The 26,835-nt window shown below is 67.8% G+C and carries 20 protein-coding genes; 2 read left to right on the forward strand and 18 right to left on the reverse strand.

Annotation, left to right across the window (positions count from 1 at the left end; genetic code table 11):
* Nucleotides 1–20 precede the first annotated feature (20 nt).
* Nucleotides 21–1,895, forward strand: coding sequence for a monovalent cation:proton antiporter-2 (CPA2) family protein (locus tag DDT93_RS18340; RefSeq protein ID WP_109467333.1), 1,875 nt, complete (start codon nucleotides 21–23; stop codon nucleotides 1,893–1,895).
* Between the two features lie 15 nt (nucleotides 1,896–1,910).
* Here the strand turns inward: DDT93_RS18340 and cobT are convergent, their stop codons facing one another.
* Nucleotides 1,911–2,924: a nicotinate-nucleotide--dimethylbenzimidazole phosphoribosyltransferase gene (gene cobT, locus DDT93_RS18345; protein WP_109467334.1), complete on the reverse strand. Its 1,014-nt coding sequence runs from the start codon at nucleotides 2,922–2,924 to the stop codon at nucleotides 1,911–1,913.
* Nucleotides 2,925–3,004: 80 nt separating this feature from the next.
* Between cobT and cobS the strand changes: the two genes are divergently transcribed.
* Nucleotides 3,005–3,775 (forward strand): adenosylcobinamide-GDP ribazoletransferase, encoded by a 771-nt coding sequence (gene cobS, locus DDT93_RS18350; protein WP_109467335.1) that lies wholly within the window; start codon nucleotides 3,005–3,007, stop codon nucleotides 3,773–3,775.
* Nucleotides 3,776–3,781: 6 nt separating this feature from the next.
* Here the strand turns inward: cobS and DDT93_RS18355 are convergent, their stop codons facing one another.
* The 17 genes from DDT93_RS18355 to DDT93_RS18435 all read right to left on the reverse strand — a co-directional run bounded on the left by DDT93_RS18355 (nucleotide 3,782) and on the right by DDT93_RS18435 (nucleotide 26,702).
* A complete protein-coding gene (locus DDT93_RS18355) occupies nucleotides 3,782–5,413 on the reverse strand; it encodes an MFS transporter (protein WP_109467336.1) in 1,632 nt (543 codons plus the stop codon).
* Between the two features lie 135 nt (nucleotides 5,414–5,548).
* Nucleotides 5,549–5,974, reverse strand: a complete 426-nt coding sequence (locus DDT93_RS18360) for a hypothetical protein (RefSeq protein ID WP_109467337.1) — start codon at nucleotides 5,972–5,974, stop codon at nucleotides 5,549–5,551.
* 181 nt (nucleotides 5,975–6,155) lie between these two features.
* Nucleotides 6,156–6,665, reverse strand: a complete 510-nt coding sequence (locus tag DDT93_RS18365; protein ID WP_109467338.1) for a CarD family transcriptional regulator — start codon at nucleotides 6,663–6,665, stop codon at nucleotides 6,156–6,158.
* Between the two features lie 283 nt (nucleotides 6,666–6,948).
* The gene (gene fdxA / locus DDT93_RS18370) at nucleotides 6,949–7,287 is read right to left on the reverse strand and encodes a ferredoxin FdxA (protein ID WP_109467339.1); all 339 of its coding nucleotides are present in this window, start codon (nucleotides 7,285–7,287) and stop codon (nucleotides 6,949–6,951) included.
* Between the two features lie 220 nt (nucleotides 7,288–7,507).
* Nucleotides 7,508–8,836 (reverse strand): peptidoglycan-binding domain-containing protein, encoded by a 1,329-nt coding sequence (locus tag DDT93_RS18375; protein ID WP_157960226.1) that lies wholly within the window; start codon nucleotides 8,834–8,836, stop codon nucleotides 7,508–7,510.
* A 228-nt stretch (nucleotides 8,837–9,064) separates the two neighbouring features.
* On the reverse strand, nucleotides 9,065–10,618 hold the full coding sequence (locus DDT93_RS18380; protein ID WP_109467341.1) for a formylglycine-generating enzyme family protein: 1,554 nt from the start codon (nucleotides 10,616–10,618) through the stop codon (nucleotides 9,065–9,067).
* The gene (locus DDT93_RS18385) at nucleotides 10,615–11,811 is read right to left on the reverse strand and encodes an ABC transporter permease family protein (RefSeq protein ID WP_109467342.1); all 1,197 of its coding nucleotides are present in this window, start codon (nucleotides 11,809–11,811) and stop codon (nucleotides 10,615–10,617) included. Before DDT93_RS18385 ends, DDT93_RS18380 begins: the two co-directional genes overlap by 4 nt.
* The gene (locus DDT93_RS18390) at nucleotides 11,805–12,524 is read right to left on the reverse strand and encodes an ABC transporter ATP-binding protein (protein ID WP_109467343.1); all 720 of its coding nucleotides are present in this window, start codon (nucleotides 12,522–12,524) and stop codon (nucleotides 11,805–11,807) included. Before DDT93_RS18390 ends, DDT93_RS18385 begins: the two co-directional genes overlap by 7 nt.
* Before the next feature lie 13 nt (nucleotides 12,525–12,537).
* Complete coding sequence (locus DDT93_RS18395; RefSeq protein ID WP_232825502.1) at nucleotides 12,538–14,475, reverse strand: vWA domain-containing protein; 1,938 nt, start codon at nucleotides 14,473–14,475, stop codon at nucleotides 12,538–12,540.
* Nucleotides 14,459–15,550 (reverse strand): hypothetical protein, encoded by a 1,092-nt coding sequence (locus tag DDT93_RS18400; RefSeq protein ID WP_109467344.1) that lies wholly within the window; start codon nucleotides 15,548–15,550, stop codon nucleotides 14,459–14,461. Before DDT93_RS18400 ends, DDT93_RS18395 begins: the two co-directional genes overlap by 17 nt.
* Nucleotides 15,547–18,195 carry a virulence factor SrfC family protein gene (locus tag DDT93_RS18405; RefSeq protein ID WP_109467345.1) on the reverse strand — a complete coding sequence of 883 codons (2,649 nt, stop codon included), beginning with the start codon at nucleotides 18,193–18,195 and terminating at the stop codon, nucleotides 15,547–15,549. The genes DDT93_RS18400 and DDT93_RS18405 overlap by 4 nt, the downstream gene beginning before the upstream one ends.
* Nucleotides 18,196–18,213: 18 nt before the next feature.
* The gene (locus DDT93_RS18410) at nucleotides 18,214–21,279 is read right to left on the reverse strand and encodes a virulence factor SrfB (protein ID WP_109467346.1); all 3,066 of its coding nucleotides are present in this window, start codon (nucleotides 21,277–21,279) and stop codon (nucleotides 18,214–18,216) included.
* A 5-nt stretch (nucleotides 21,280–21,284) separates the two neighbouring features.
* The gene (locus DDT93_RS18415) at nucleotides 21,285–22,502 is read right to left on the reverse strand and encodes a hypothetical protein (RefSeq protein ID WP_109467347.1); all 1,218 of its coding nucleotides are present in this window, start codon (nucleotides 22,500–22,502) and stop codon (nucleotides 21,285–21,287) included.
* Between the two features lie 9 nt (nucleotides 22,503–22,511).
* On the reverse strand, nucleotides 22,512–24,236 hold the full coding sequence (locus DDT93_RS18420) for a trypsin-like peptidase domain-containing protein (RefSeq protein WP_109467348.1): 1,725 nt from the start codon (nucleotides 24,234–24,236) through the stop codon (nucleotides 22,512–22,514).
* Nucleotides 24,233–24,919 (reverse strand): hypothetical protein, encoded by a 687-nt coding sequence (locus DDT93_RS18425; RefSeq protein WP_109467349.1) that lies wholly within the window; start codon nucleotides 24,917–24,919, stop codon nucleotides 24,233–24,235. Before DDT93_RS18425 ends, DDT93_RS18420 begins: the two co-directional genes overlap by 4 nt.
* Nucleotides 24,920–25,068: 149 nt before the next feature.
* Nucleotides 25,069–26,118 carry a GGDEF domain-containing protein gene (locus DDT93_RS18430; protein WP_109467350.1) on the reverse strand — a complete coding sequence of 350 codons (1,050 nt, stop codon included), beginning with the start codon at nucleotides 26,116–26,118 and terminating at the stop codon, nucleotides 25,069–25,071.
* Nucleotides 26,115–26,702: a heme NO-binding domain-containing protein gene (locus DDT93_RS18435; protein ID WP_109467351.1), complete on the reverse strand. Its 588-nt coding sequence runs from the start codon at nucleotides 26,700–26,702 to the stop codon at nucleotides 26,115–26,117. The genes DDT93_RS18430 and DDT93_RS18435 overlap by 4 nt, the downstream gene beginning before the upstream one ends.
* Between the last annotated feature and the right edge of the window lie 133 nt (nucleotides 26,703–26,835).

Consider the following 26,835-nt stretch of genomic DNA (forward strand, 5'->3'; position numbering starts at 1 on the left):
GCCACAAGGAACCGCTATCGATGGAAAGTTTCCTCTACCAGGCCTCGATCTACCTTGCCGCCGCGGTCATCGCGGTGCCGATCGCCTCGCGGCTGGGGCTGGGCTCGGTGCTCGGCTACCTCGCCGCGGGTATCCTGATCGGCCCCGCACTGCACTTCGTGGGCAGCGAGACCGAAGAGCTGCAGCACTTTGCCGAGTTCGGCGTGGTAATGATGCTGTTCCTGATCGGGCTGGAGCTGGAACCGCGCGCGCTGTGGGACATGCGCCACCGGCTGATCGGGCTGGGCGGGTTGCAGGTCGTGGTGAGTACGCTGGTGCTGATGGGCGCCGCCATCGCCAGCGGGCTCGACTGGACCTCGTCGCTGGCAATCGGCCTGACCCTGTCGCTGTCTTCCACCGCCATCGTGTTGCAGACGCTGTCGGAGAAAGGGCTGGTGCGCACAGGCGGCGGCAGATCGGCCTTCTCGGTTCTGCTGACGCAGGATATCGCGGTGATCCCGATCCTCGCCTTCCTGCCGCTGCTGGCGATCCCGACCTACGGGTCGATCAACGATGACGGCTCGATCTCGCTCGCGATCCAGGACGAGGCGCACCATGCCGCGCCCTCGCTGGTCGATGGGTTGCCCGGCTGGGCGGTGACGCTGGTGACCATCGCCGCCATCGCCTTCATCATCCTCGCCGGGGTATACCTGACCCGGCCCGTGTTCCGCTTTATCCACGCCACCCGCCTGCGCGAGATGTATACCGCGCTGGCTCTGCTGATCGTGGTCGGCATTTCCTTCCTGATGACGCTGGTGGGCCTCTCCCCGGCGCTTGGCGCCTTCCTCGCGGGCGTGGTTCTGGCCAACTCCGAATTCCGGCATGAGCTCGAGAGCGACCTCGAACCCTTCAAGGGGCTGCTGCTGGGCCTGTTCTTCATCACGGTCGGGGCCGGTATCAACTTCGAGGCCTTCTATGCCGATGCCGGCGACCTGATCGGCCTCGCGCTGCTGGTGATCGTCGCCAAGGGTGCGGTGCTCTACCTGCTGGGCAAGCTGTTCAAGCTCAAGGGGCGCGACCGTTGGCTGTTTACCTTGTCCCTCGCTCAGGCCGGTGAATTCGGCTTTGTCCTGCTGGCCTTTGCCGTGCAGATCAACGTGCTGCCCAATGACCTGTCCGAGAAGCTCCTGCTGGTGATCGCGCTGACCATGCTGATCACGCCGCTGCTGTTCATCCTCTACGACCAGATTTCGAAGCGGATGCGCGACAGCGGTCCGTCCTTCAAGCCCGACGAGATCAACGAGGAAGGCCCCGTGATCATCGCCGGTATCGGGCGCTTTGGGCAGATCGTGAACCGGCTGGTGCAGCACAGCGGGTTCAAGACGGTGGTTCTGGACCACGACATGCAGACCATCCAGCTGATGCGGCGCTTCGGCTTCAAGGGGTTCCTTGGCGACCCGACCCGACCCGAGCTGCTGAAGGCCGCCGGGCTGATGAAGGCGCGGGTTCTGGTCGTGGCGCTCGACGACAAGGACAAGGCGACCATGCTGGTGTCTTACGCGCGGCGCCAGCGGCCGGATCTGCACATCGTGGTGCGCGCCTATGACCGCAACCACGTGTTCCAACTGTTCCGTGCCGGGGCCGACGACATCGTCCGCGAGACCTTCGACAGTTCGCTGCGCGCGGGGCGTTATGTGCTCGAGAACGTCGGCCTGTCGGGGTTCGAGGCGGCGGAGGCGGAGCAGACCTTCTACGCCCACGACCGCCACGCGCTGCGGCAGCTGGCCGAGGTCTGGGACCCGAACATCCCGCCGAGCGAGAACGCCGCCTATGTGGCGCGCTCCCGCGAGCTGGAGAAGGAGCTGGAGGCGGCCCTGCTGAACCGGGCCAGCGAGGACAAGCGCAAGTCGGCCTGAGGGCCGACCTTGGCCTCAGCCGCCGGAGACGCCCGCCTCGGCAAAGGTGGCCATGCCGCTATGGCAGGCGACCGCGCCCTGAAGCAGCGGGATGGCCAGTGCCGCGCCCGACCCTTCGCCAAGGCGCAGGCCCAGCCGCAGCAGCGGCTCCATGCCGAGCCGCTCCAGCAGCATGCCATGCGCGTTCTCGGCGCTCTGATGCCCGGCCACGCAGTGGTCGAGCGCCCCGGGCGAGACCTGCCGCAGGCAGGCCGCGGCGGCGCAGCAGATGAAGCCGTCGAGGATCACCGGGATATGCAGGAGCCGTGCGGCCGCGATGGCCCCGGCCATGGCAGCGACCTCGCGCCCGCCGAGCGCGGCCAGCAGGTCCAGCCCGTCGCCCGCCGTGGCATGCAGCGCCACGCCTTCGGCCACCACGCGCGCCTTGTTGGCAAGCCCGGCGTCATCGACACCGGTGCCGCGCCCCACCCACTGATCGGGCGTGCCGCCGTAGAGCGCATGCGCAAGGGCAGCGGCGGAAGTGGTGTTGCCGATGCCCATCTCGCCCACGACGAGGAGATCGGCGGAGATGTCGACCGCACCCCAGCCCGCGCGCAGCGCCGCGACGCAGTCCGCCTCGCTCATCGCCGGGGCCTGTGTGAAGTCGGCGGTGGGCTGGTCGAGCGCGAGGTCCATCACATCCATCCGGGCACCCGCGGCCCCGGCCAGTTGGTTGATCGCGGCGCCACCGGAACGGAAGTTCGCGACCATCTGCACCGTGACCTCGGAGGGGAAGGCCGAGACGCCCTGCGCCGTCACGCCATGGTTGCCGGCAAAGATCACGACCTGCGGCGACTTGATCACCGGGCGCGCATCGCCGCGCCAGCCTGCGTACCAGATCGCCAGTTCTTCGAGCCGCCCCAGCGCGCCGGGGGGCTTGGTCAGCGCGGCGTTGCGCTCGCGCGCGCCCTCGAGTGCGGCCGTATCGGGCCCGGACGCCCCGGCAAGAAGGTTGCGAAGTGTGGCGAGGTCGGTCAGGTCGGGCAGCATTCAAAGCCTCATTGCATCCGCGTTGCCCCCGGTGTTTAACCGCTCGTGCAGAGGCCACAACCCCCGGAACGGTCAGGACAATGGGCAAAAACGACAAAGCCTGGCAGACCCCCTCGCTCTGGGACATCGGTGTTGCCTGCGTCCTGCTCACCCGGCTGCCCCTTCCGCACCTGCCCGAAAGGGTCTTTGAACGCCAGTCCGGCTCCGCATGGGCGTTTCCGCTCGCGGGCCTACCGGTGGCCCTGCTGGCCGCGCTGGCGGGGCATCTGGCGCTCGGGTTCGAGCTTGGGCCCGGGCTGGCGGCTGGTCTTGTCCTCACGGTGATGACGGTGCTGACCGGCGCCATGCACGAGGACGGGCTGTCGGATACCGCCGACGGGTTCTGGGGCGGGCACGACCGCGAGCGGCGGCTGGAGATCATGAAGGATTCGACCACCGGCACCTACGGCATCGTGGCGCTGGTGATGTCGCTGGGGTTGCGCTGGCTGGCGCTGGCGGCGCTGCTGCCAACCGACGGGCTTGGCCCCATCTTTGCCGCCGCCGCCCTGTCGCGCGCGGTGATGCCGGTGCTGATGCGGGCCCTGCCGCACGCCCGGCCCGGCGGCCTCTCGCGCCACGTCGGCGTGCCCGGCTGGGACCGTGTCGCCGTGGCGGTCCTGCTCGGGGTCGGTATCGCGCTGGCCGCCGTCGGCATCCAGGGCATCCTGCCCATCCTGCTGGCCTTTGCCGGAGTTGGGGGTCTGGCGCTGCTGGCGCGCGCCAAGATCGGCGGCCAGACCGGCGATGTCCTCGGCGCGGCGCAGCAGGTGGCCGAGATGCTCTTCCTCCTCGGTCTCATCGCCGAGCTTTGAGCGGCCTCAGTCCCGGGTTCTGAGGGGAGAAGCCTGCACCAGAACGATCGCGATCAGCGGCGCGGCCACGGTGATCACCGCGACCACGATCAGCAGGAGTCCCAGCTGCGAGTAATCGGCAGGAACCGTTATATTTCCGCTGGTTGGATCGCGAACCTCTCGCGCCACATGAAACATCTCGTTCATGTAGCGGGTGCCAAGGCTGCTGGCCGAGAGTGCAAGGTTGGTGAAGGAGGCCATCACCGCGAAGAAGGTCGCCTTGAGCCCGTCAGGCGCGTTCCGCGCGATCCAGGCCAGCATCGGGATCATCGCAATCTGTCCCAGCGGCGACTCGGCGGCCGTGTCGATGATCGCGATGAACCGCGCATCCACCACCCCGCCGGTCAACGGCGCGGTCCAGTTCTGGATGCCGTAGTAGAGGCCGATGTTGGGCAGCGAGAGCACCGCCTCGGCAAGGCTCAGCAGCACGACGATCCAGGTGATGGTGTGGCTGGCCATCATCGGGCGCAATACGATGATGCCCGCGAGGGTCAGGACCGAGGTGATGAGCGACAGGACTGAAAGGAACTGTTCGTCAAACCCCAACTGGTCAATGGCGAACCACGAATAGCCCGCACCCGGCAAGGGCACGGCGCGGAAGACAAAGATGATGATGGCGGTGCCGAAGAGCGACCGCGCCTGCGCCGGCGCGAGGTTGCGGGCCAGCTGGTGCATCAGGAAGACGACAACGAGCATCGAACCGAGAAAGATCAGCTCCTGCCCATAGGCGATCTCGGACAGGCCCACGGCCAGCGAGAGCCCCACGAAGGCAAGGCCTCCGGTGAAGTACCAGTGATTGACCCGGGGCCGCTCTCCCTGTCGTGCGAACCCGGCAGTGATGGTGGCTTCGGCCACGCCACGGCGGCGGAGGCGCCCTGCCCGCGCCCGCCGCTCCAGCGCGGCAAGGACCACACCCGAGATCGACAGCAGCGGCACCACCTGCGCGATCAGGTAGATGCGGGCGTAGATCGCCGCCTTGGCTGCCTGTGGCAGACCCTCGGCGCCGGAGAACATCACGATGTTGAGCAGCGCCACCCCCACGGTGCCCGAAATCAGCGCGAAACGCCCGAGCGTCTGCATCGTGGTGTGCATCGCACGCGAGGCTTCCTCGCTCACAGGCTGGCCGTGTTCATCGATGGTCGGGACGGCCTCGACCGACATGGCGTCGGCCACGGCATCCTGAATGACATAGCCTGCGGGCGCGAGGACCACCGACAGGACGTACCAAGAGCCCGGCGGCAGGATGGCCCCCATCGCATCGGGGCGGGTGATCAGCAGGTACATGATGCCGAGGCTCGCCGAAATCAGCGCCGCGCCGACAAAGATCAGGAGCGATTTCCAGCGCCACATGAGGTCGACCAGATGGCCCAACGGCATCTTGAGCGCCCAGGGAATGCCCGCCCAGAACCCCAATCCGGCAAGGAAGGCCGCGGAGAGGCCGAGGTAGTCCTTGACGAAGAACGTGCCGACGATGGCGGTCAGGGTGGAGACGCCGTAGGCGAGATAGACCATGAGCGGCGGCACGAAAGACCACCGCATCTGGCGACCCAGATCCAGAACGATCCGGTCATACCACCCCTTGCGCGCCGCCTGCTCCATCGCCGTCTCCTTTGCCCCTCACAGTCGGCGCGGGGCCGGAGCCAGTCAAGCTAGGGTGTTGAGAAGAAAGGGGGCGTCCGCACACTGGGTTGGTTGGTTATGCGGACGGAGAAGTCATTCGTTTGACCAGCGCCCTCAGCCGTTGGCGTAGACAAGGCGGAGCATGTGCTCCCTAACAGCGTCATACCTTACGCGCGCCCAAAGACCGATGAGCATTTCCTCATCCGATACTGCCCGGCGAAAGATCCACGATTTTCGAACTTTGCCGTCTGGCATGAGTTTATCGGGTTCCTGAGTAGCAGGCGTCAGTTCCGAGAAGCACAGGTACATGTACGCGAACACAATGAGTTGCCTCTTCCCAATGTGAGCAAGGTGGGCTTCCATCTTTGCGCAGACTTCGAGCACGGCGTCGAAACTTGCTCTCTCCTTTGCACGCTCAAGCTGCACGAAGAGAGAAAATAGCTCAGCATCAGTCAACGTTAGGCGACCGTCCGCCGTGCGGTCGACACCGTGGGTGATCAGCTTGGCTTTCACTGTTTTATAGATCGAAGAATCATTCATGTAGTACAGGATGGCTCGTATCCTGGACCGTCCGCAATGGGCTTAAGGCCGACCTTCGTCGCGCTTTGCCCAAAGGGTCCGCTCCAAAGCACATGATGGACCGACACGGTTTGCGGACACCTCCAAAAGAAAAGGGCCGCACCCACGGGTACGGCCCAGGCTCTGTCGGGGTTGCCGTTGATCAGGCAGCGCGCGACATCAGAACGTCGTCTACCTGCTTGGCGGCGGCGGATTCGTCTCCACCACCCACGGCGGCGACTTCGCGGGTCAGGCGCTCCAGAGCGGCTTCGTACAGCTGACGCTCGGAATAGGACTGCTCGCGCTGGTCGTCGGTGCGGTGCAGGTCGCGCACGACTTCGGCGATCGAGATGAGATCGCCCGAGTTGATCTTCTGTTCGTATTCCTGAGCCCGACGCGACCACATGGCCCGCTTGACCTTGGCCTTGCCCTTGAGGGTCTTCATGGCCTGGTTGATCACGTCAGGTGTGCTGAGCGACCGCATCCCGATCTCGGTGGCCTTGTTGGTCGGCACACGCAGGGTCATCTTGTCCTTCTCGAAGGAGATCACGAAAAGTTCCAGCGCGATGCCGGCCACTTCCTGCTCTTCGATCGAGATGATCTGACCGACGCCGTGGGCCGGGTAGACCACATAGTCGTTGGGGCGGAAATCCAGCTTTTTCGATTTTGTCATTCAGGTCTTCCTTGCTGACCGGCATGCCCGGCGACAACAACGCTGTGGCGGGACAAGTCCATGTCCCGTCATACAGCGTTTTCTGGTCACTCGGCTTTTTTCGTCCCCTGGTGAGTGCGCCGGGGATCAATCCGGTTGTTTCCTATATTTCGTGACAGGAATATATCATAAAAAAACGCCAAACGGAAGATGACGTTGGGTCAGAGGCAGCAAAGCCTTCTAGTTCCGACGCGAATCCGCGGCGGGGTCAAAGGGCGCTGCGGCCGACGGACAGGCGAATCGCTCAGCCGCCCTCGCCCGGGGCCTCGGAGAAGTACTTCTCCAGTTTTCCGCTCTCGCCATCGCGTTCCTCGTGCCCGGGCATCGGATCCTTGCGGGTCACGATCACCGGCCACAGCTCGGCATACTTGCGGTTGAACTCGACCCATTTCTCCATGTCCGGCTCGGTATCCGGCCGGATTGCGTCGGCCGGGCACTCGGGCTCGCAGACCCCGCAGTCAATGCACTCGTCGGGGTGAATCACCAGCGTGTTCTCGCCCTCGTAGAAACAGTCGACCGGGCAGACTTCCACGCAGTCGGTGTATTTGCAGGCGATACAGTTTTCGGTGACGACATAGGTCATTGGCGGGTTCCGTTGGGCCGTTTGAGCCCTAGCTAAATCAGCCGAGCCGGGCATTCAAGCACCTCGGCGCGAGAAAGACGTTAAGTCCGGTCCGTGCGTTCCCCGCGGTCCAATATCCGCGCCCTGCCCCGAAGGCGACGAATTCGTTCCCCGGGCCCTCGTCCCGAAACGCAAACGCCCGCCGGAACCGGCGGGCGCAGCGTGTTTTTTCAGGGCGCGATCAGTTGTTCGCGCTGTTCCCGAACACCGGCAGTGCCGCGCCGCCGCCGCCGCTGCCGTTGATGGCATCCTCCAGAACCGCAACTCGTTCGGGCGACTGGCCCATCACGGCGGTTCCGGCGGTGTTGGTGACCGTTTCGAGCGCCAGCTTCATCCAGGCGTCCGACTTGGCCTTGTCGGTCTTCGCGGTGCCGAAGCCCTCGCGCATGTGGTGGCTTACCGCCTCGCCATAGCCGAGCTGGCCCGCCGCCGTCAGCAGGACGGCAGAGGCAAGCGCCATCTGCGGATCGTCGATGCGATAGCCGACTCCGAGGCAGACCTTGCCGCTGGACACCAGCTGCGCCATCGGCTGGCCCGAGCCCTGCAGGATGGCCGAGGCATCGGCGATCACCATGTCAGGCCGCTTGCTGGACAGGCTGTCGACCTGCGGCTGGATCACCTGGGTCAGACCGCCGCACTGCTGTTCGATCTGGGCGTCGGTCAGGTTGGGGATCGTCGCCGTGATCGCCGAGCTTTCGGCCATCGCGTGGGTCCGTGCGAGGCAGAACTGCTCGTTCAGGGCAAACTCGGCATCGCTGACCTGCCCCGGCGCCGTGATGCCGCCATTGGCGGCGGTCAGGACGTTGATCTCGTTGCAGTGCTCGCTGACCGAGCGGTTGGTGGCCCCGAAGGTGAACGACGGCAGCGCCGCGTTGTCAGAGCGTGCGGTCACGTCGGTCTGCTGCGTGGTCTGGGGCGCGGGCGCGGGCACCGGCTGGGGTGCCGGGCTGGCGACCGGCTGCGGAACCGGGGCCGGTGCGGGGACCGGTGCAGAGGGCTGTACCGCGGTTGCGGTGCTGATGCCCAGCTGCTCGTTGCGATAGGTGCGCAGCAGCCCCGAGGGGCCCTGGGTTGCCATCACCTGATTGTAGGGTGCCATGTGCGAGCTTGCGAGCGCGCGCTGGTGGCTGCCCAGCAGGAAGTCACGCTCGTAGTCGTCGAGGTGGCCGTCGGGGTTGAAGCCCATCTGCGCCTGCATCTGCGCGATACCCGAGCGCGAGCGGCTGCCCAGCACGCCGTCGGCGCTGCCGACGTTGTAGCCGAAGTAGTTCAGCGCGTTCTGCACCTGGCGGTTCTGTTCCCGCTGGGCGCTGTAGGCCGCGTTGTTGCTGTAGCTGCGCGTGGTGGTGGTGGTCTTGCGTTGCTTGTTCTTGGCGATCTCGTTGCCGATCAGGCCGCCGACGATCAGACCGCCGAGCAGAGCGGCTCCTTCGTCGGCCATGGCACGTTGCACCGGAACTGCGATCAGGCTCGCCGCAACCAGCGATGCACAAACACTTTTCTTAATCATCATGAACTCCCTTCGCTGTTCACTCCACCGCATTCGGCAGCAGGGGAAAGCAAGTCATACTGAAATGATACCATAGTCTGATGAGTCAGACCAACAAAGCCCGGAATCAAAGTCAAGCATTACGCCCCGCGCCCCACTGGCGGATCGGCGCAACCCTCGCAGCCAAGCAAGGCGGAAGATTGCCGCGAATGGGGTCATGACGTGGCAGGTATGGCGTTCCGGCCCATGTTATTGCAGCGCGAGGTCCAGAAGGTCGTCCTGGCTCATGTCCGGTCGTTCCGAATAGGCGCCGAGATCGGCCCAGAACCTGTCGAGGCTGGCCAGCAACTCGCCCCGCCCGGCCAGCGACATCTCTTCGCGCAGCACCTCGTAGGCCGACTGGCGCTGCTCGGCGGGCACATCGCCACCGAGGGTATCGAGCGCGGTGGCAAAGGACAGCAGGTAGGTCGAGCGGCTGTCGCGCAGCTCGCCTATCTCGGTCACGTGCTTTTCCAGCTGGCGGGCAAAGAGCGCACCGGGTTCGCCGCTGGGCCGCAGGCCGACCAGCATGCGGATCACCGCCTTCTTGGCCTCGATCTGCGCCGTCAGGTCCACCAGTGTCTCGACGAAGACGGCACCGGACATCAGCGTGGCGCGCGCCGACTGGGTCTGGGCGATCTGCGCCCGGTCGTCGGCGCGGCGGAATTCCAGTTTCAGCTCGTTCAGCGCGGTCTGGCGCCGGGGGTCGATCTCGTTGTCGATGAGCGCCCCGAGCAGGTCGATCGGGTCGGTCTCGCCGGTTGTCGGCGCCACGGAGCCTGCCAGGTCCTGCCAGCGCGATTGGATCGAGCGCAGGCGCGCGTCGGAGGTGGCGATCTGGCTGGCGATGACGAGGCGCAGGCCGAAGGTGGGCGCACGCGTCGGCGCGCCGGTCGCACGGGCAAAGGGTGGATACTCGGTGCGTTGGGCGCTGTAGATCTGCTCGGCCGGCGTCAGGATCGACCCGCCGCGCGTCACCACGCCGCCCGCCTGCCCGCCGAGCCGCCCCAGCACGTTGACCCGGAACGGGTCGAGCATGAGTTCCTCGGCATTGCCGTAGACATCGTAGAGTCCGAGCGGATTGGGCTGGCGCAGCCCCACCAGCATCAGCTGGTCCCGGCCCGACCCGGCGTAGAAGAAGGCGTAGTTGCGCGGATCGTCCGAGCCGAAGAAGGTGCGCCCGGCGAACTCGGTCGAGTCGACGCGTGCGCCGCCACGGGTGGCGTATTCCCACTCGGCTTCGGTCGGCAGTCGCAGGAAGCCCGGGGTGCCGTCGGCCTGCGGCAGGCTCTCGGGGTGATTGGCCAGCAGCCAGCCGGAATAGCCTTGCGCCGCACTGATCGCGTCGAACCACGACAGGTCGCCCTGCGCCTGCCGGTCGGCGCGGGTAAAGGATGCGTCGCAGTCGCCCTGCAGGGCGCGGTACTGGCCCCGGGTCATCTCGTAGCGCGCGATGAAATAGAAGGTGGTGCCCGCCGTGTCGTCGGTAAAGGCGCCACGCAGGAAATCGGGGCGCAGGTAGTCGGAATAGCCGGTGTCGTCCAGCGTCTGGCCCAGCCGGATGCGTCGGTCGGCCAGCGGGTCGCCTGCATCCACCGGGACGGTGACCTTCTGGAACGCCATCGCCCCGCCACAGGGCATGGGCAAGACAAGGTCCGCCGGTTCGGTCGCCGGATCGTAGAGGTCGCGCGGCCAGGCGCGGTCCTGCGCCAGGGCGAGGGCGGGGCCGAGCGCAAGGCAGGCCGCGAGCAGAAGCGGTTTCATGATCCCTCCCTCAGAACGCTGGCCGGGTCCAGCCGGAGCGCCGACCATGCAGCGGCGCCCGAGGCCAGCAAGGCGAGCAGCAGCACGGCCGCCGCGATGGCGATGCCCTGCCCCGTCCCGATATGGGCGAGCGGCGCCTCTCCCGGCAAGCCCTGTCCGAAGAGCCATGTCGCCCCGCGCCCGGCGAGCACGTAGAGCAGGAAGGAGAGCGCGAGCCCGAGGGTGGCCGTGATCAGCGCCTGCACCATCGGGAAAAGCGCGAGGCGATGGCTCGGCACGCCGATCAGGGCGATCCCGGCCAGTACCGTCCGCTTGCGCAGGACATCGGACCAGAACCCCAGCACCAGCGCCGCGCCAAGGCCGATGGCCGCGAGGACCGCGGTGCCGAGCAGCGCGAGGTTCAGCTTGCGCCCGAGCCCCAGCAGCGACTCCACGTCCCGCGTCCGCGCCGAGGTGGCGAGAGCCAGCTGTTTCTCGATCCGCGTCTGGAGCCCTGCGAGGTCTTCGAGCGAGCGCGCGTAGGCCCGCAGCCCGGCATAGGTCGGCGCGCGTTCCGAGAGCGGTTTGGCACCTTCGATGCCATAGTCCGGCAGGCTGTAGGAATCGTAGAAGGCCTCGATCAGGTCGAGCGTGGCGAAAGGCGCCAGCACCGCGCGCCCCGCCGTCGCATTCGCGGGCAGCACAAGGCCGACACGGGCGGGCAGCACCAGCTGCTTCGGCCGGTCCTCGGCCTGGCTGATCAGCTGGACCTCGGTGCCCGGGGTCAGTTCCAGCTGCGCCGCCAGTTGCGCGCTGACCGCGACCTCGCCCTCGGCCAGCGCCGCGCCCTTGGGCAGGGTCGGGTCGCCCTCGCCCGTCGGGATCATCAGCGCGGTGCTCATGCGGCGGCCATCCACGGCGCGCACGTTCATGTAGTCGAACTGGCCACGCACCTTGGGGGTGAGAAAGGCGATCTCGGGCCATGCGCGCAGCGGCGCGATCTCGTCCTCGGTCAGGGTGGCGTTGCCTGCGGTGTCGATCTGCAGGTTCGCCGTATCGGCCAGCATCTCGCCGACCAGCGCCTGGTAGACGCCGTTCTTGACCCCGAGCAGGACCAGCAGGGGCACGAGGATCCCGACCATGACCGCCACGTTGCAGAACAGGAAGAACCGGTCGCGCAGCAGCGCGCGCCATGCCAGCGAAAGGATCAGCACGTCGCGCCCTCCAGCCGGCTGGTGACGGTGCCGCCTGCGCTCTCGGCGCTGAGGGCCACGCGCGGGATGGCGAACCGCTCGATCCGGTCGATGTCGTGCGAGGAGAGGATGACGCCGCTGCCCTCGGCTCGGGCGGCATCCAGCAAGAGGTCAAGCACCCGGTCGGAGGTCTCGGGGTCGAGGGCGGCCGTGGGTTCGTCCGCGATGACGAAGGGCGGGCGGTGAGACAGCGCCCGGGCGATGGCGGTGCGCTGTCGCTGCCCGATCGACAGCGCGTCGGGGCGCAGCCTCGCGATGTCGGAAAGGCCCAAGCGCTCCATCAGGTGCTCTACCCGGCCCGGGTCGGGCGCGCCGTTGACCCGCTGCGGCAGCGCAATGTTCTCGGCCACCGAGAGGAAGGGCATCAGCCCGCCGGTCTGCGGCACGAAGCCGAAAAGGCGCCCGCGCAGCCGCGACAGCTCGGCGTTGCGCGGCCCGCGCGACCAGAGCGCGGCAAGGTCGACCTCGCCCGTCTCGCCCAGCCAGCGAAACCGGGTGCCCTGCCCCGGCGCCCGCAGAAGCCCGAGCAGTTCGAGCAGCAGCGTCTTGCCCGAGCCGCTGGAGCCGGTCAGCGCCAGCATCTGCCCCGGTTCCAGGCGCAGCGCCTCCACTTCCAGCCGGAAGGTGCGGTCGCCATCCGCAAGGTCTATCCGCGCCGCACCGAGGTCGAGCATGTCGCGCGCCGTCTCAGGGCAGAACGTCGAAGGGCATCGCAAAGACGTAATCGCCGTCGGGCGCGCCGTCGTAGAGCGCAGTCCAGACGGTCGGGTCGAGCAACCACTTGCGATACTGGGCAATCTTCTGGCGCAGCCCGTCCAGCACGGTGCGCCGCGTCATCGCGCTCTGCTCCCAGCGTTCCTGCGTCATGTTCATGATGACGCTCTCGTAAGGCAGGTCCTCGAGGAACTCGAGCGCGCCGCCCAGCGTCTCGGATTCGGGGTTGATCAGGCGGTCGGGGTTCTGTGCCATCCGCGCCACCACGTCGCGCACCTGACTGAAGAAGCTGGCCGCATCCTCCTCGCCCCGGCTCTGCTCGCCCAGTTGCGACAGCTGGGTCAGCAGGTCGGTCATCGTGGCCATCTCGTTCTTGGAGATCAGCAGGCGCGGTTCGATGGCAAGTTTCACCGGGTCCTCGATAGCCTTTTCCGAGACCCAGCCGCGGATCACGTCCGGCGCCCGTTCGCCCTCGCGCCGTCCGAGGTAGGCAAGCTGCATCGCGCGGCCAAGGTCGGCCAGTTCCGGCGCGGCCTCGGAGCCGGAGAGCACCGGACGCTCGTCGCGGGCAACGCGGATCAGGTCGGTCAGACCGGTCACCAGTCGCGTGGCGGTGTCCTCGAAGGCCTGCGTCGAGCCACCCTCGATGCCGTAGTAGTAGCTGCCATCGTGGAACCGCGACAGGCTGCGGTACTGCCCTTCGGCATAGGCGTGCTGGGCCTCTCCCCCCGCCGGGGTCTTGAGGTGCAATGTCATCACCGCGACGCCCTTGTCCTGCGCCGCTGCCTGCAACTCGGCCGCGCCAATCTCGGAGCGCGCGTTCGGGTCGCGCAGGTCCTTGGGACCCGCGTCGGTGATCAGGATCACGACCTTGACGTCGAAGGGGTCGCGCGTGCCCCCGGTCCAGTCGGTGAGATAGACCGCGTCCTCGACCCCGGCAAAGCTGTCTTCGTTGAACCCCGGGGAGTCGACCTGTGCCACGTTGGTCGCAGCGCGGATTGTCGCCACCACCTCGGACTGGTCCTGCCGTCGTTTCAGCGGCAGAAGGGTCCGCGTGCGGTATTCGAGGCCCGGCGCCGCGTCGGTGTTGTCGCGGAAGCCGACCACGCCGAACTGGATCTTGCCGCCGATGTCGGAGCCCTGCATGTCGCGGATCACCTTCTCGACGGCCTTCTGCGTCCCCTCGATGAAGGGCCGCATGGAGCGGGTGGTGTCGAAGACAAAGACGATCCCGGCGTCGAACTCCTCGCTGCTGGCACCGGTGCCGCTGCCGGCCTCCCGCAGGGGAACCGAGGCGACCTCCATCAGCAGGTTCGGCTCGTAGGTCAGCGGGTGCGGCACCTGCGAGAAATCGAGGATCGGCATCAGGTAGAGGTCATCGACGATATTGACGAAGGTCGCGGGCTCGGCGGCGACGATACCGGCCTCGGGCGGCACGGTGCCCCCGGCGACATCGGCCAGCAGCCTGTCCTGCTCGGCGGCGAGCCCCTCGCTGTTCATCAGCGCCTCGAGCCGCGCCTCGGTGTCGAAGAGGAGCTGCCGTTTGCGCCCGGCCTGATTGGTGAAGGCCGCGACGATGTTCTGTTTCCACGCGACGCATTCCTCGGCCGGAAGCCAGCCCTCGACACCAGAGGCGATCGAGGGACCGACGGCGAACCAGCCGGGCCGCGCCTCGTAGACGTAGAGCGGTTCGAAGGCGGCACAGTCGCGACGGGTCTGCCCGCCGGGCTCCTGCAGCATCGTCGCGCCCGGTTTCGTCAGCACACGCTGATAGACGGTGGCGCGCCCGTCCTGCTTCATCGGCCGGACGGCGGCCTGGGCCAGGCCACGCAGCGGCAGCATCGGCCCGAGCGCGGCGGCCAAGGCCAGCCGGGACAGACCGCGGCGGGTGAACCTAGCGGCAGTAGTCATCATGAGCCCCCTTTGCGAGCGTGCCGGTCTCCTGCCCGAGGCGGGCGCAGGTCGCGGCGAGCGCGGTCGCGGCCTCCGGCGAACCGGCGGTCACGGCGCGGGCATAATACTCCGCCGCCTTCGGGTCGTCCGCCCCGAAGGTGAGGCCGATGGTATCCTCCACCACGCCGTCCTGCTGGCTGCCATCGTAAAGCATACCGAATAGATAGAGCGCCTCGGGGTCCTCGTCAGCCGCCGAATTCTCGACCAGCGTGAGAGCGACGTCGGGCGAGACCCGGGCACCGCACTCCCGCAGCGCCGGGCCGATGACAGCGAAGCCGCCCTGCAGCGCGCCGAGCGCCTCGGCAGTGCAGGTATCCCCGACCGGCGGCGGCACCTGCGAGGTCTGTTCGGTACCCGTTTCGCCAGTCGTCGTCTGCTCCGTGCCCTGTTCCTGATCCGCGTCAGCCGGATCGCGCAGGACGAACCACCAGAAAGCGGCTCCGGCCAGTGCCAGCACCAGCAGGATCAGCAGGAGCCACAAAGCGCTCCGCCGGTTCTTCGGCTCGGGCTCCGGTGCGACGGTTGCCTTGGCCGGCTCCTCGGCCAAGGTCGGCGCTTCTTCAACCGGCTCCGGTTCGACCTTGGGCGCCGGGGGCTTGCGGGCGATCACGGTACGGTCTTCAAGCTCGGCGGCCGGACGGCTGACGGTCTGCAGCCCACCGACGACCGCCGCGAGCGCGCGCGGCGGGATATCGTCGGGCCATGACACGTCGTAGTCCCGCCCCTCGACCGAGATGCGCAGCGGCGCGTAGGCTTCGATCTTGTTCACGATCTCGGGCCCGACGCGCACCCAGTCGGCACCGTTGTGACGATAGACCTTGTAGGGGCCGTACTCGTACTTCTCGGCCTGCCAGTTGGGGTTGCCGATGGCCACCTTCTGCTCGTCACCCGCGCTCGGGGAGAGCCAGCGCTCTCCATAGGCATCGAAGATCGCCACGGTCACGGCAGGCGCCGAAAGCCGCCCCTCGGGCAGTTCGAGGAACGCATAGCCGCCCGCAGGCTGCTGCGGATCGCCGTGGAGGATCAGGCTCATTCCGCCGCCAGCCCGGTGTGCAGACCGCCCAATGCGCCGAGGATGCGGCCAAGGGCCAGATTCTGCTCGATGTTCACGGCCCCGCTGTCGCCGTCGCGCGCATTGGCGGCAAAGACGGCGTCGAGCGCAAAGACCCAGTCGGTCCAGACCTGACCGGCCCGGTCGAGCGGCGGCGTGGGCAGCGTGTCTACCGTGTCGGCCCCGGTGCGCGGCGCAAAGACCGGGCGGCTGGTGCCCTCGCCCGTCTCCACCCTCGGCCGTTCCGCCTCTGGCAGGGCATCCATGCCCAGCGTGCTGACAAAGGCGTTGATCCGTTCCGCGCCGAGAATGGCCGCGGCCTGCGCCTGTTTCTCGACGCTGAGACCGAAGTTCACCGCCTCCAACGCGCTGGCCGTGCGCGGCGCCAGCCCGGTGCGGCGGGCGGCATGGATCAGCTCAGCCACGAGGTCGCCCGCCGTTCCCTCCTGCAACCCCAGCGCATTGCAGCGGCGGGCGTCGTCACGGAAGGATTTCAGCACGTCGATCCAGCACTGTATCGCGGTATCGGCCTGAAACTGCTCCAGCGACATGGTGCGGATGTCGCCTCCGCCTGCCGAAGGGGCCGAGGCCGGGCGCGGGCGTTGCGGCCGCTGAGGCCGGCTGGCCTGAGTCGGTTCCGGGCGCGCGGCGACGGCGCTGACCGCACTGGAGATACGCACCGAGCTCGGGACCCGCGCGATACGCGTCTCGATGGTGTCCTGATCGACCATCAGCGCAGAGAGGACCGCGCCGAAGCGGTGCCGCGAGAGCGACAGCTCGAGGTCGTCGATGACCCGGCTCGCGGCCTCCTGCTTTTCGGTAATGCGCTGCTCGACATCGTCGGAGACATGGAACGGCGCCATCGACCGGGTGATGTCGGCGACGATCTGGTCAAGCTGGACGCGGATCTGGCGGAGCTTGGCGTCGGGCTTGCAGACACGGGCCAGGGCATCGGTAAGGTAGGTCACGCCGCCGTCGTTCAGCGCCAGCGCGGCGTTCCAAGCGGCCTCGGGGTCGGCGAAATGCGCCTGCACCGGCGCGGCTTCGAGGCATCCGGCCTTCAGCTCGGCGATGCGCGCCTCCTTCTCGGGGCGGATCCGGATCTCGCGCTTGTCGGGGCCGTATTCGATCAGCCCCTCGACGAAGTAGTTCGGGTTGCGCAGCCAGAAACAGTTGTCGAAGGGCCGCCCCGGGGTCCATTCCTCGACCCATCCGTCCTGCCCCCGCCCGAAACGTTCGAGCAGCGAGGCCTTCATCCGCCGTTCGAACCGCGAGGTTGCGCCGCCATCGGCCGCGCTGTCGCCGAGTTGCATGTCGAACTTGGTCAGCACGAAGAACAGCGCGGTATCGGTCTTGCTGCGCACCGAGGGCCTGTCGCCGTGGGTCAGCGCGATCCAGTTGTCGACGAGGCCGGGCAGATCCAGCGTCTCCATGTTGCTGCCCGGGACGCAGAGCAGCATCGAGGTGATTTCCTGGTTCTCGACGTAGCGGTCGAACAGATAGGCGACCTTCCCGCGCAGCAGCAGTTCGTGCAGGTTCTTGTCGAGGTTGCCGAGCGTCTTGGTCAGCGGTTCCTCGAACCGGTTGCGCGCACCGGGGAAATCCAGCAGATCGGTGCGCCCGAAGAGGTCCGAGGGCTGTTCGGCCATCGGGAACACCAGCTCGGCCGCCAGCGCACAGAGCTCGGCGCGATCCATGTTCAGGCGCTGCCCGGTTGGGGTCTGGACCGCCAGCGGCGGGCCGACATCTTCGCCCCGGAGGCCGCGGAGCGTCTTGACGTCGATAATCGACTGCTCGCGCGGCACCAGCGCCGCGATCTCGACGTGGAGCGAGGCCGCGTGTCCTAGGCGCGCCAGCGCCCCGGCCAGTTGGGCGTAGAGGTCGCCGAGCGCCTCATGACGGCCCCAGAGGATCGAGAAAAACGCCGCGCGATCCGTGAGCGAGAGGCCGGGGGCGATCTCGGCTGCCTCCTCCCAGAAAGGCTTCAAGGCCGCCGCGTAAGCGCTTTTTCTGAATACGTTTTCCACGTACTCCCCGACTTCGAGAACGGCATCGGCATCGAGCCCGGGCACCGGCGCGCCAGCGCGGGGACGGAACGCATCGAGGTGGGCCGCGATCTCCTGCGGTTCAGGCGGGATCTCGGACTCGTCGCCATCGTTGAAGAACGAGTTCAGAACGGTCCGGAGGATGTCGGCTTCGCCCAGCAGGGTCAGCTTGATCGGATAGCCCTCAGGCGCGGGCTCCTTGCGCATGGTAAAGCGGGTTACCAAGCCGGTGCTCTCACCCTCTCCTTCAGGGTTCACCTGAGATATGTAGTCCAACATGCCGTCATTGCTTGGAAAATCTCCAACAAGGCGTCCGCCGGACGGACGCGCGAGGACCGACACCAGGAACGACTTTCCCGCCTGGCTGGGGCCGAAAACCGAGACCGACATGGGCGTGACGGCCGAGCTGCCCAGCCGGCGCGCGCGGCGCACGGACTTGCGCAGCGATCGGGTCAGCGACCGCGCCTCGGCGCCGACTAGATCTGCGTTCTCGGGCTGACCCAGCCAGCCCAGCGCCTCGACCGCCAGCCGCTCGAGGTCGGCGCAGTCGGCGGCAAGCTTGTTCTGTTCCTCAGTGCTCATACCCTAGTTACCCGTTGCTCACAGCCGGAACAGGCCGGTGTCGATCCAGTATTCATCTTCGAAGCCCAGTGTATGTAATCTGAGCCGCACATCGGTCTTCCTGAGACCGCCGCCCTCGGCATCTTCCACATCCGACGGGGCAAACGCCTCGCGCATCGCCTCTCGCTTGAGGACCGATTCCGAGGTTTCCCTGTCGGGGTCGTCATCGAAGTCGGTCCGCTCGAAGGTGACTTTGAGCGGCGCCAGCGCCTCTACCCGGGGCGACGCGAAGTCGAGCCGGTAGAGAGGCGTGGTGGTCCAGCGCTCCAGCGGAAGCTGGCGTGAGCCGAGGTAGATCGGCGTATACATCGTCAGCGTCGCGATCATGTCCGCCGGGCTCTTGCGCTTGTCGAGGTCGACGTTGGAGAAGAGTACCCGGTCGTTGGTGATCTGGCCCGAGCTGTCCATCTCGCCGATGTAGCGCGCGGTGGACTGCATCCGGAAGGCCCGCGTATCGACCTTGAAGTTCGGGATGCGCGACTCCGACAGGGCGATCAGCATCCCGCCCACCGCGACGGTGGACTTGGGGTCGCCGATCCGCTGGGTCACCGGATCGCGGAAGGGATACCAGCGCCCGGTCTTGTAGGCGTGCATCGAGACCAGCCGGTGCGGCGGCACCGCCATCATCTCCTCGAAGACGGACCGCACCGCAGGCAGACGCGAGGGGCGCCCGGTCAGCAGCACCACGTCGACGCCAAGGTGGTCGATGACCTCGGCCATGTTCGACAGCACCTGCTGGAAGACTTCGCGCGCCACGGCGTCCACGTCCTCGCGGGAGAAGCCCAGCGTCACGTCTTCGAGCCGGAAGCCCTCGGCGCCCAGCGCGATGGCGGCGTCCTCGATATAGGCGACCAGTTCGCGCGGCACCTCGGCCGCCTCCTCGCCGATCTCGCGCAGGCGGGGCAGCGTATCGGCCACGCGCACCGAGAGCGTTTCGAACTCCTCGGCGGTTTCGCAGACCTTGAGGATCGCGATGGCGAGCGGCACCAGCACGCGCAGGGCGAACTGGCGGCGTTTCTGCACCGTCTTCTGGTCCTGGCCGCCGATGTCGCCTGCAAAGAGTTCACGCAGCTTGTCCCCGGCAAAGCGCCCGCCCGCAGCCTCGATGGCGGACTGGAGACCGGGCAGCACGACAGAGGCGATGACCCGCTGCAACAGCTCGTCCCCGGCGACGCGGAAGCCCTCGCGGAAGTTCTGCTCGGGGTTCAGGACGCGGCCCGCCTCGCCCTTGTAGGTCGTCACCATCAGGTCGGTGGTGCCGCCCCCGATGTCGATGCAGGCCAGGCGCAGCGAGGGCTCGCCCTCGCGTTCCCGTCCCTTGAGACGCAGGAAACGGTCGATGCGCCCGTCGAATTTCTGGGTCAGTTCCGAGTAGAGCCAGACGAGATGCGTGCAGCTGGCCTCGTCCCAGTCGACGATCAGCTCGGGCATCCGGCTGATAGTGCTTTCGCCGTCCTTGAGCCCCAGCATGGTCCAGACTAGCTTGAGCGCGCCCCGCGCCTTGGAGCGGATGATGGCCTGCTCCTGCGCGGTGGTTGCGGTCGGCAGGGTCAGGATGATCCGGTCGAGCCGCCGGGGCAGTTCCGATTGCGGACGCCGCGCACGACCCGCCGGGGCGTTCACCTGGATCAGCGCATGGGCGATGATCTCGGCCAGCATGAACCCGAAGAGCGAGGCGCGGGCAAAGCGCGGGCGGATCGCCGGGGTGGTCGGGGTGCTGCCACGCGGGCGCAGCTTGGCGCCCTCGTCCTCGCGGATCTGGTCCAGCACATCGCCCGCCTCGTTCAGGTGACGCATGGCGGCGCGCAGGGACTTGGGCAGGTTGTTGGGATCGCTGTGGTGATGAAACCGCCAGTCGGTCGGCGCCGGGGTATCATCCCAGAGGTAGCGCTTGGGGCTAGACAGGCCCGAGGCGGTCTCGGTCCCCTCCTCGCTGGCGACAAGGCGCAGCGCCTCGGGGCCCATGCGGACGATGGAGGGCCAGAGGAAGGCGTTGCGCCGCCCCGAGCGGCTGGCATAGCGCTCGTCCCCCATCAGGTGCTCGGCAAACTCCACGCGGGATTCGAAGAGCCCGGAGTAGACGAACTCGGGCCGCGAGAGATCGCGCACCTCCAGCGGGAAGGACCGGGCAAGGTCCAGCCGGGTCTCGCCGGGAAAGCGTTCGATCAGGATGCCGCAGGTGCGCGAGTTGCCGATGTCGAGCACCAGTTCCGCCTCGACCGGGGTAACGCTGTCACGGCTGCTGACAGTATTGGCAAGGCGGATGCGCGGGATGCTGACGGCATGGTCGATCACCCGCAGGAAGGCGAGGTAGCGCGCCCAGTGCTCGAACTTGTGCGGGAGCGTCTCGTGCGTCACCTTGCGCCCGGGACGTTCCGCCCGTTTGAAGGCCATGAACAGCTCGTCCAGCCAGTCCGAAACCCATTTCTGAAGGTCCAGCACCTCGCCCGAGTCGTCGGTTTCCAGGCGCCGCAGGTACCAGTCCATCGCCACCGGGTCCGAGACAAAGCGGAAATCGCGGGCCTTTTCGGCATCGGAGCGATCGGGGCCGAGGTAGTGCAATGGACCGGGGCTCTCGACCAGCGCGGTATCCAGCGCCAGCTGCACCCGGTGGGTGTCGCCCGTCGTGGCATCGGGTTCGTCCAGTTCCACCACCCGCATACGGGCCCATGCGGACGGGCCCGGGTCAAAGCGTTCCTCGCCGCCGGGGCCACGGTCGTTCTTGATCCGCAGCACCGGGACCGGCACCCATTTCGAAAGGTAGGGGTCGAGGGCCGCCGAGGGGCGGATGCTGTACTCGTCATCGTCCGCCCGGGCCGCCGCCTCGATCTGCTCGTCCGTCTCCGGATCGCCCGTCATCGGAACCAACGCCCACTCCTGCGCCGCCTCGGTGCCGCCCACCACGCGCTCGACAAAGCGGGCGCTGCGCAGATCGAGCGTATCGAGACGGAACCCGAAGTCGAGCACCTGCGTCCCCGAGTAGGGCACCAGGGTGATGTCGTCGTGCCAGTCCGGCAATGGAGCGAGATGATCTGGAGTCTGCATACGGCCTATCTTGAAATACTTATGTTCAGTGTCCAGTCCCGCTGGTTGCCCCCGAGGATAGCTTCATAGCTCTGCGAAGGTCCATCTCGGCGCAGAACGGTCAGAACAACACGCTTGGGGCCCGGGGTTCGTTCCTTGTAGAGATGCGCCTGCACCACGTAGATACCCGTCATCGCAGGCTCGAACACCACGTTTTCAACCGGATCGGCAACGATCCCCTGTGACCGCATGTTGGCGTCGAGGTCCAGCGTGCCGTTGCAGGCGGTCTTGTTGCGGAAGAAGACGCGCTCGCCCGTCGGGCAGGTCACGTGCAGGTCGATGTCGTCCGAGGTGGACCACTGAAGCGCAAAGTTCAGATCGCCGCGGCTGGCGCCCCGTTCTTCCAGCCTCTGGGTCAGTTCCTCGTCCGGCTCCGGCACTTCGGGCAGCATCGCCTGTTCCTGCGGCTCGGGGCGGCATTCGCGCCCGGTGCGGGCCAGATCGTACTCCAGCGTCGCCACCTCGTCTTCCAGCGCGCGCCCCTCGGTCAGCACGGCCTCCAGCCGCCCCTCGGGGGCGCGGCAGTGATCGAACCACCCCGGCGCAAGGGCACAGGGCGCGATCAGCAGGTAGAGGATAGCCCCGATCATCGCCGCCAGCAGCAGCCAGCCCAGCAAGATCAGGATCCACCAGGGCGCGCGTGAGGGGGCCGCCGTCGCCGTGGCAGCCACCGGCGCGGGGGGCACGGGCGCAACCGGACGCGGCACCATTGCGGTCAGCACGCCCCGGACCGCGCGGGCCTCGCTGCGGTGCCAGGCCCAATGCACGAGGATCGGTCGTAGCGCGCCGCCGTCGTCGCGGGCGGCAAAGATCATCTCCTCGCCGGGGATCTCGATGGCGTTCGCCAGCGCCTCGCCCAACCGCTGGTCATCGGGGTCGGCAGAGAGGGCAAGGCGGTCTGCCTCGGCCCTGATGTCGCCGATCAGGCTGCCGATCCGGTCCCGCAGCGCGGCCTGTTCCGCCTCGTCAAGTTCAGGCAGGCGCACCACCGGCCCACCCGCTCCGGCGTGCCAGTCGATGCTGTCCCCATGCTCGGTCGCGACGGGCTCGGCAAAGAGCGCGGCATGATCCTTGGACAGGCGCGCCCGCAGGATACCCGTGACCAGCTCGTACGAGCGCTGCGCCGCCGTTCCCAGCGGTTGCAGCCCCTCGGGCGACGTGGTGACGAGGACCCTGTCCCGCATGGTCTGCCCCTACTGGCCGTCGGTGGACGCGGCGCCGGGGCGCACCACCACCGGGCGGCACGGGGTCGCGTCGAGCACGGGCGCCGCCGCCGTGCCATCAAGGAAGGCCAGCAGGTCGGCGGAGGTCAGGGCAAAGCCGCGGTTCTGCATCGGTCCCTTGCGCACGAAGGAGTTCACCCCGACGAGGCGGCCGCACATGTCGACCAGCGGGCCGCCGGAATTGCCCGAACTCAGCGCCGCGGAATGCATCAGCACGTGGGTCTGGTCCGACAGCTGCTGTTCGGTGTTCACGATGCCGTCGGTCACGGTCAGCTCCGGCACTGCGGCCACGTCGCCCCGGCTGAGCGCGGCAAAGCCCGCGTCGGTCTCCAGCACATCGCCGGGGAAGCCTGCAGCGACCACATTGGCCAGCTTGAGCGATGTTTCGGGCACATGGACCGGCAGCGGCGGCAGCCCCTCGTCGGCGATCTGGAGCAGCGCGAAATCGGCACCGGTGTCGAGCAGGGGTCCGGCGCGCTTGACCACGGTGGCGGCCTGCGGGGCAGAGAGCCCTGCCCCTGCCACGAAGATCTCGGACCCCGTTCCCAGCGCCTGTTCGATGACGTGATAGTTGGTGACGATCAGCCCCGGCGCGATCGAGAATCCGGACCCGAGGGCGAGCTCGCCGTTGCCGGAGGACAAAACCATCACCGTGCTGGCCTCGAGCCGGGCAAGCAGGCTGACCTCGCCATCCGCGCCGTCGGGCACGACCACGCGGTTGCTGCGGCTCGGCAGCATGGCGTCCGGCTCGGCCTCGGCGCGGGCCTCGGGCGCGGTGCCGAGCTCGGGCGGTGTCAGCCCCTCGGGAGTCAGGCCGCCGGGCAGGATCAATTCGCCATCGGCCCGGCATTGCGCCCCGGCGAGCGCCTGCTGCAGCCGGGTCCGCCGCGCCTGCAACGCTTCGTTCTCGGCGCGGGCGGCGCCGAGGATGCGGGCCTCGGTGACCGCCACTGGCGCGGCGGCGTTGAACAGGCGGGTGCCCGGCATCAGCAGCCAGGCCAGCGTGCCACCGGCCAGCAGCAGCAGGACCAGCAGCGGCACCCAGGCCAGCGGGCTGATCCCCCGGCGCGGCGCCGGCGCGGGTGGATCAGCGGGCACGGTTGGCGCGCCCCCTGTCGGCGGCGGCGGCGGTGGCACGTCGCTCCCCTGAGCGCGCCCGTCAGGTGGTGCGGCGGCGGCCGGGGGCGCACTCGCCGCCATCGGGGCGGCTGGCAGATACCGGCCAATGGTCGCCGCGTAGTGGTCCGGTCGGGCCGTGGCCGCCGCCCCCTTGCCGCCCGGCATCAGCCCCCAGTTCACGATCACCGGGAGCCCGTCGACCACCAGCACGTCGCCCTCGCCATAGAGCGAGAGCGCACCAGCGAGCAACCCGTCTCCTGCCCCGGTGTCCGCCAAGGCGCGCAGCGGGCGCAGGTGATCGGACAGGTAGCGCTGGATCAGCGCGCGTTCCGCCCCCTCGAGCCGGTCGAGCGCGCGGGCCTCGCCGCCCCCGGGCCCGTACCACGAGATTGTTGGCGGCGCCTGGTCGTTGCCACGGCTGATCAGCGGCTCGGCAAAGAGTTCGGCGGCCTCGGGCCCCAGTCGCGCGGCGAGGAGATCGACCAGCTCGTCGTAGCGTTCCAGAACGGGACGGCCGCCCGCCTCGACGAAATCCTCGGCCGTCACCCGCGTCTTGGTCAGGAACTGCTTGCTCATTGCGGCTCTCTCCCGGCACGGCGCAGCGTTGCGCTGCTCCGCCCGTTGATCTCCGGTTGAAAGGTCTCACACTGGGCGGCGCCCGCCGCGTCCAATGCACAGGTGATGTCACGGCGGAAGATGAACCAGCCCGCATCGCATTGCAGCTTGCCCGGCTCGCGCATGGTCAGGCGGCCGTCGCCGATGGCCCCGGTCAGGACGCCCTCGCAGAGTGTTCCGTCGGTCGCGCGCATCTCTTCGCGGCCATTGCCATTCTCGTCGAAGCAGATGCGCCAGTGGTTGAACTGGACGATGTCTCCGGTATCGACGTCGCGGACCTGGTAATCGCTCTGGAGTTCCCAGCAGCCCTCCATCACCGAAATATCGTCTTCTTCGAAGGCTTCCGGCGCCAGTCCGCTCGGCGTTTCGGGAATGACCGGCGGAGGCGGCGGTGGCGGCTCGGCCACGCATTGCAGCAGCGCAAGGTCGCGCTCCAGCCGGGTGACATCGGCGGCGAGATCGGCGGTCATGGCGCGTTCGGCGGCCAGATCGCGGCGTGTCGCCGCCGCCTCGGGCGTATCGCAGACGCTCAGCACACCGAACACAGGCAGCCGGACACCGCAGGCAGGCAGCAGCAGCGCCGCCGAGGCGGCTACCGCGGCAACCAGCAGCGCGGCCATGAGCAGGACGGCAAGCCGCCCCATCACCCTTTCTCCTCTGGCCTGACCGCCACCCGAATTCCCTAGAAATTCCGTACTCTAACGGCGTCAGGTTACGCTTTTCGCTGGAACAACCGCAAGCGCCCTCTGCCGCGACCGGCGGGCTTTGGCAGGCGCGCGCGACCGCGAGGGGGTCAGGACTCCTCTGCCGCCGCGTCCGCGCTGGCCTCGCCGGCGTCAGGGCCGCCCTCCGCCCGCTGGTCGGCCATGTCGGCGGTGAAGAAGCGATAGACCGAGCGCCCCGCGCGCTTGGCCGCGTAGAGCGCGAGGTCGGCCTGCCGCAGCAGGCCGTCGCTGTCGGGCAGACCGTGCCGAGGCGACACCACGATGCCAATGCTGGTCGAGACCCGGCAGGACGCGCTGCCGTAGGGGATGGGTTTGGCGATCCGTTCGATCAGCTTGGCGGCGATGGTTTCCAGCCGGTCGCGGTGAGTCAGCCTGTCGAGGACGAGGACGAATTCATCCCCTCCCGTCCGCGCGATCAGGTCGGTGTCGCGCGTCTCCTCCTCCATGATCCGGGCGACGTGGCGCAGCACGAAATCCCCCGCGCCATGGCCGAGGGTGTCGTTCACCTGTTTGAAGAAATCGAGATCAAGCTGCATCAGGGCGAACCGGCGCCCGGACTCGACCAGCCCCTGCAGGGCCCGGTGGAGGGCGCGCCGGTTGCGCAACCCGGTGAGCGTGTCGGTCATCGCTCGCTCCTCGGCCTCGGTCATGGCATCCCTGAGACGCAGGTTCAGCTTGCGCGAGGCCTCCATCGCCGCCGACTTCGCCTCGACCAGGTAGAGCATCTCGACTGCGAGGTCGGTCGCCGGGAAGTCGGAGGCGCTGAGCCCGTAGTCGCGCACCGCGTCGAGCACCGAGATACCGAAGGAAAGGTTCACCAGCCCGCCCTGCCCGCCCGGCAGAGCCACGATCACGCCCTTCAGCGCGGTGCCCGGGGATTCGCGAAGGCGCAGGTGCAGCCGGGTTCCCGACCGCTCCAGCAGATCGGCGATGTTGCCTGCCCGGCGCGGACGCGCGAGTTCGAACAGGTCAAGGAAGCCCGCGCCCCGCAGAGGCCGATCCGGGCGCAGTTTCTGCAGCGTCGGCCCCGCGTGTTCGATCCGTCCCGCGGGCGAGACGATCGCGTACATCGGGCAGAGGATATCGAGCAGCGCGGTCAGTTGCCCGGTCGAGATCATCCCAGGCCCGCCCCGAGGTCGAACCGCCGCCCCTCGGCAAAGGCGGACTCCACCAGGGCGACCGAGATCACCTCGCACCCGTCGCGGCGGCCGCGATGGTCGAGCATGACCAGCGCGCCGTAGTCGTCGGCCATGGCGCGCAGGAGGCCGACCAGCACGCTGCCGAACCCCGGCAGCCCAGGCTGGCAGAGCAGGCTGAACAGGCCCGGCGTGTGTTCGCGCAGTTCCAGTTGCGGCAGCACGAGGTCGGAGACCGCGAGCCGGACGCGGTCGGCGAGGTCGTCGAGGGAATAAAGGAAGTCCACGTAGGTCTGGCCGGAAAACCGCAGCAGGCGGCGCAGCGCCTCGAAATCGGGATGGGAGACGAGGAAGGTCCCGAGATCCTCGAACAGATCCTCGCGCGGACGCCCCGCCTCGCGGCTGATGGCGCTGACCAGCCGCTCGTACTGGTCGTCGTCATAGGTCAGCATAGGTTCGAAGTCGGTGAACCCGAGTTCGGCGATGCGGGTCACCCGTTTCCAGCGCGCGTCACCGTAGGTCACGCAAAAGAAAGACTGGATGGCCTTATTAATCAGACCGTGCATCCGCAACCCCGATTCATTTCCCCGAAAGTTGACAGGAAACGGTAAAGAAACCGCCAATTGACCTAACGGAAATTAAAGCGGTCGATTCACCAAGCGGGTCTTGCAACGGCGCGCAATTCCATGAAACGTCATG

It is taken from the genome of Albibacillus kandeliae, from assembly GCF_003116585.1.
Classification (GTDB): domain Bacteria; phylum Pseudomonadota; class Alphaproteobacteria; order Rhodobacterales; family Rhodobacteraceae; genus Albibacillus; species Albibacillus kandeliae.

Excerpts from the sequence above, each read along its gene's own strand:
- DDT93_RS18340 (WP_109467333.1), top strand. The coding sequence starts at position 21 with ATGGAAAGTTTCCTCTACCAGGCCTCGATCTACCTTGCCGCCGCGGTC.
- cobT (WP_109467334.1), bottom strand. The coding sequence starts at position 2,924 with ATGCTGCCCGACCTGACCGACCTCGCCACACTTCGCAACCTTCTTGCC.
- cobS (WP_109467335.1), top strand. The coding sequence starts at position 3,005 with ATGGGCAAAAACGACAAAGCCTGGCAGACCCCCTCGCTCTGGGACATC.
- DDT93_RS18355 (WP_109467336.1), bottom strand. The coding sequence starts at position 5,413 with ATGGAGCAGGCGGCGCGCAAGGGGTGGTATGACCGGATCGTTCTGGAT.
- DDT93_RS18360 (WP_109467337.1), bottom strand. The coding sequence starts at position 5,974 with ATGAATGATTCTTCGATCTATAAAACAGTGAAAGCCAAGCTGATCACC.
- DDT93_RS18365 (WP_109467338.1), bottom strand. The coding sequence starts at position 6,665 with ATGACAAAATCGAAAAAGCTGGATTTCCGCCCCAACGACTATGTGGTC.
- fdxA (WP_109467339.1), bottom strand. The coding sequence starts at position 7,287 with ATGACCTATGTCGTCACCGAAAACTGTATCGCCTGCAAATACACCGAC.
- DDT93_RS18375 (WP_157960226.1), bottom strand. The coding sequence starts at position 8,836 with ATGATTAAGAAAAGTGTTTGTGCATCGCTGGTTGCGGCGAGCCTGATC.
- DDT93_RS18380 (WP_109467341.1), bottom strand. The coding sequence starts at position 10,618 with ATGAAACCGCTTCTGCTCGCGGCCTGCCTTGCGCTCGGCCCCGCCCTC.
- DDT93_RS18390 (WP_109467343.1), bottom strand. The coding sequence starts at position 12,524 with ATGCTCGACCTCGGTGCGGCGCGGATAGACCTTGCGGATGGCGACCGC.
- DDT93_RS18395 (WP_232825502.1), bottom strand. The coding sequence starts at position 14,475 with ATGACTACTGCCGCTAGGTTCACCCGCCGCGGTCTGTCCCGGCTGGCC.
- DDT93_RS18400 (WP_109467344.1), bottom strand. The coding sequence starts at position 15,550 with ATGAGCCTGATCCTCCACGGCGATCCGCAGCAGCCTGCGGGCGGCTAT.
- DDT93_RS18405 (WP_109467345.1), bottom strand. The coding sequence starts at position 18,195 with ATGAGCACTGAGGAACAGAACAAGCTTGCCGCCGACTGCGCCGACCTC.
- DDT93_RS18410 (WP_109467346.1), bottom strand. The coding sequence starts at position 21,279 with ATGCAGACTCCAGATCATCTCGCTCCATTGCCGGACTGGCACGACGAC.
- DDT93_RS18415 (WP_109467347.1), bottom strand. The coding sequence starts at position 22,502 with ATGCGGGACAGGGTCCTCGTCACCACGTCGCCCGAGGGGCTGCAACCG.
- DDT93_RS18420 (WP_109467348.1), bottom strand. The coding sequence starts at position 24,236 with ATGAGCAAGCAGTTCCTGACCAAGACGCGGGTGACGGCCGAGGATTTC.
- DDT93_RS18425 (WP_109467349.1), bottom strand. The coding sequence starts at position 24,919 with ATGGGGCGGCTTGCCGTCCTGCTCATGGCCGCGCTGCTGGTTGCCGCG.
- DDT93_RS18430 (WP_109467350.1), bottom strand. The coding sequence starts at position 26,118 with ATGATCTCGACCGGGCAACTGACCGCGCTGCTCGATATCCTCTGCCCG.
- DDT93_RS18435 (WP_109467351.1), bottom strand. The coding sequence starts at position 26,702 with ATGCACGGTCTGATTAATAAGGCCATCCAGTCTTTCTTTTGCGTGACC.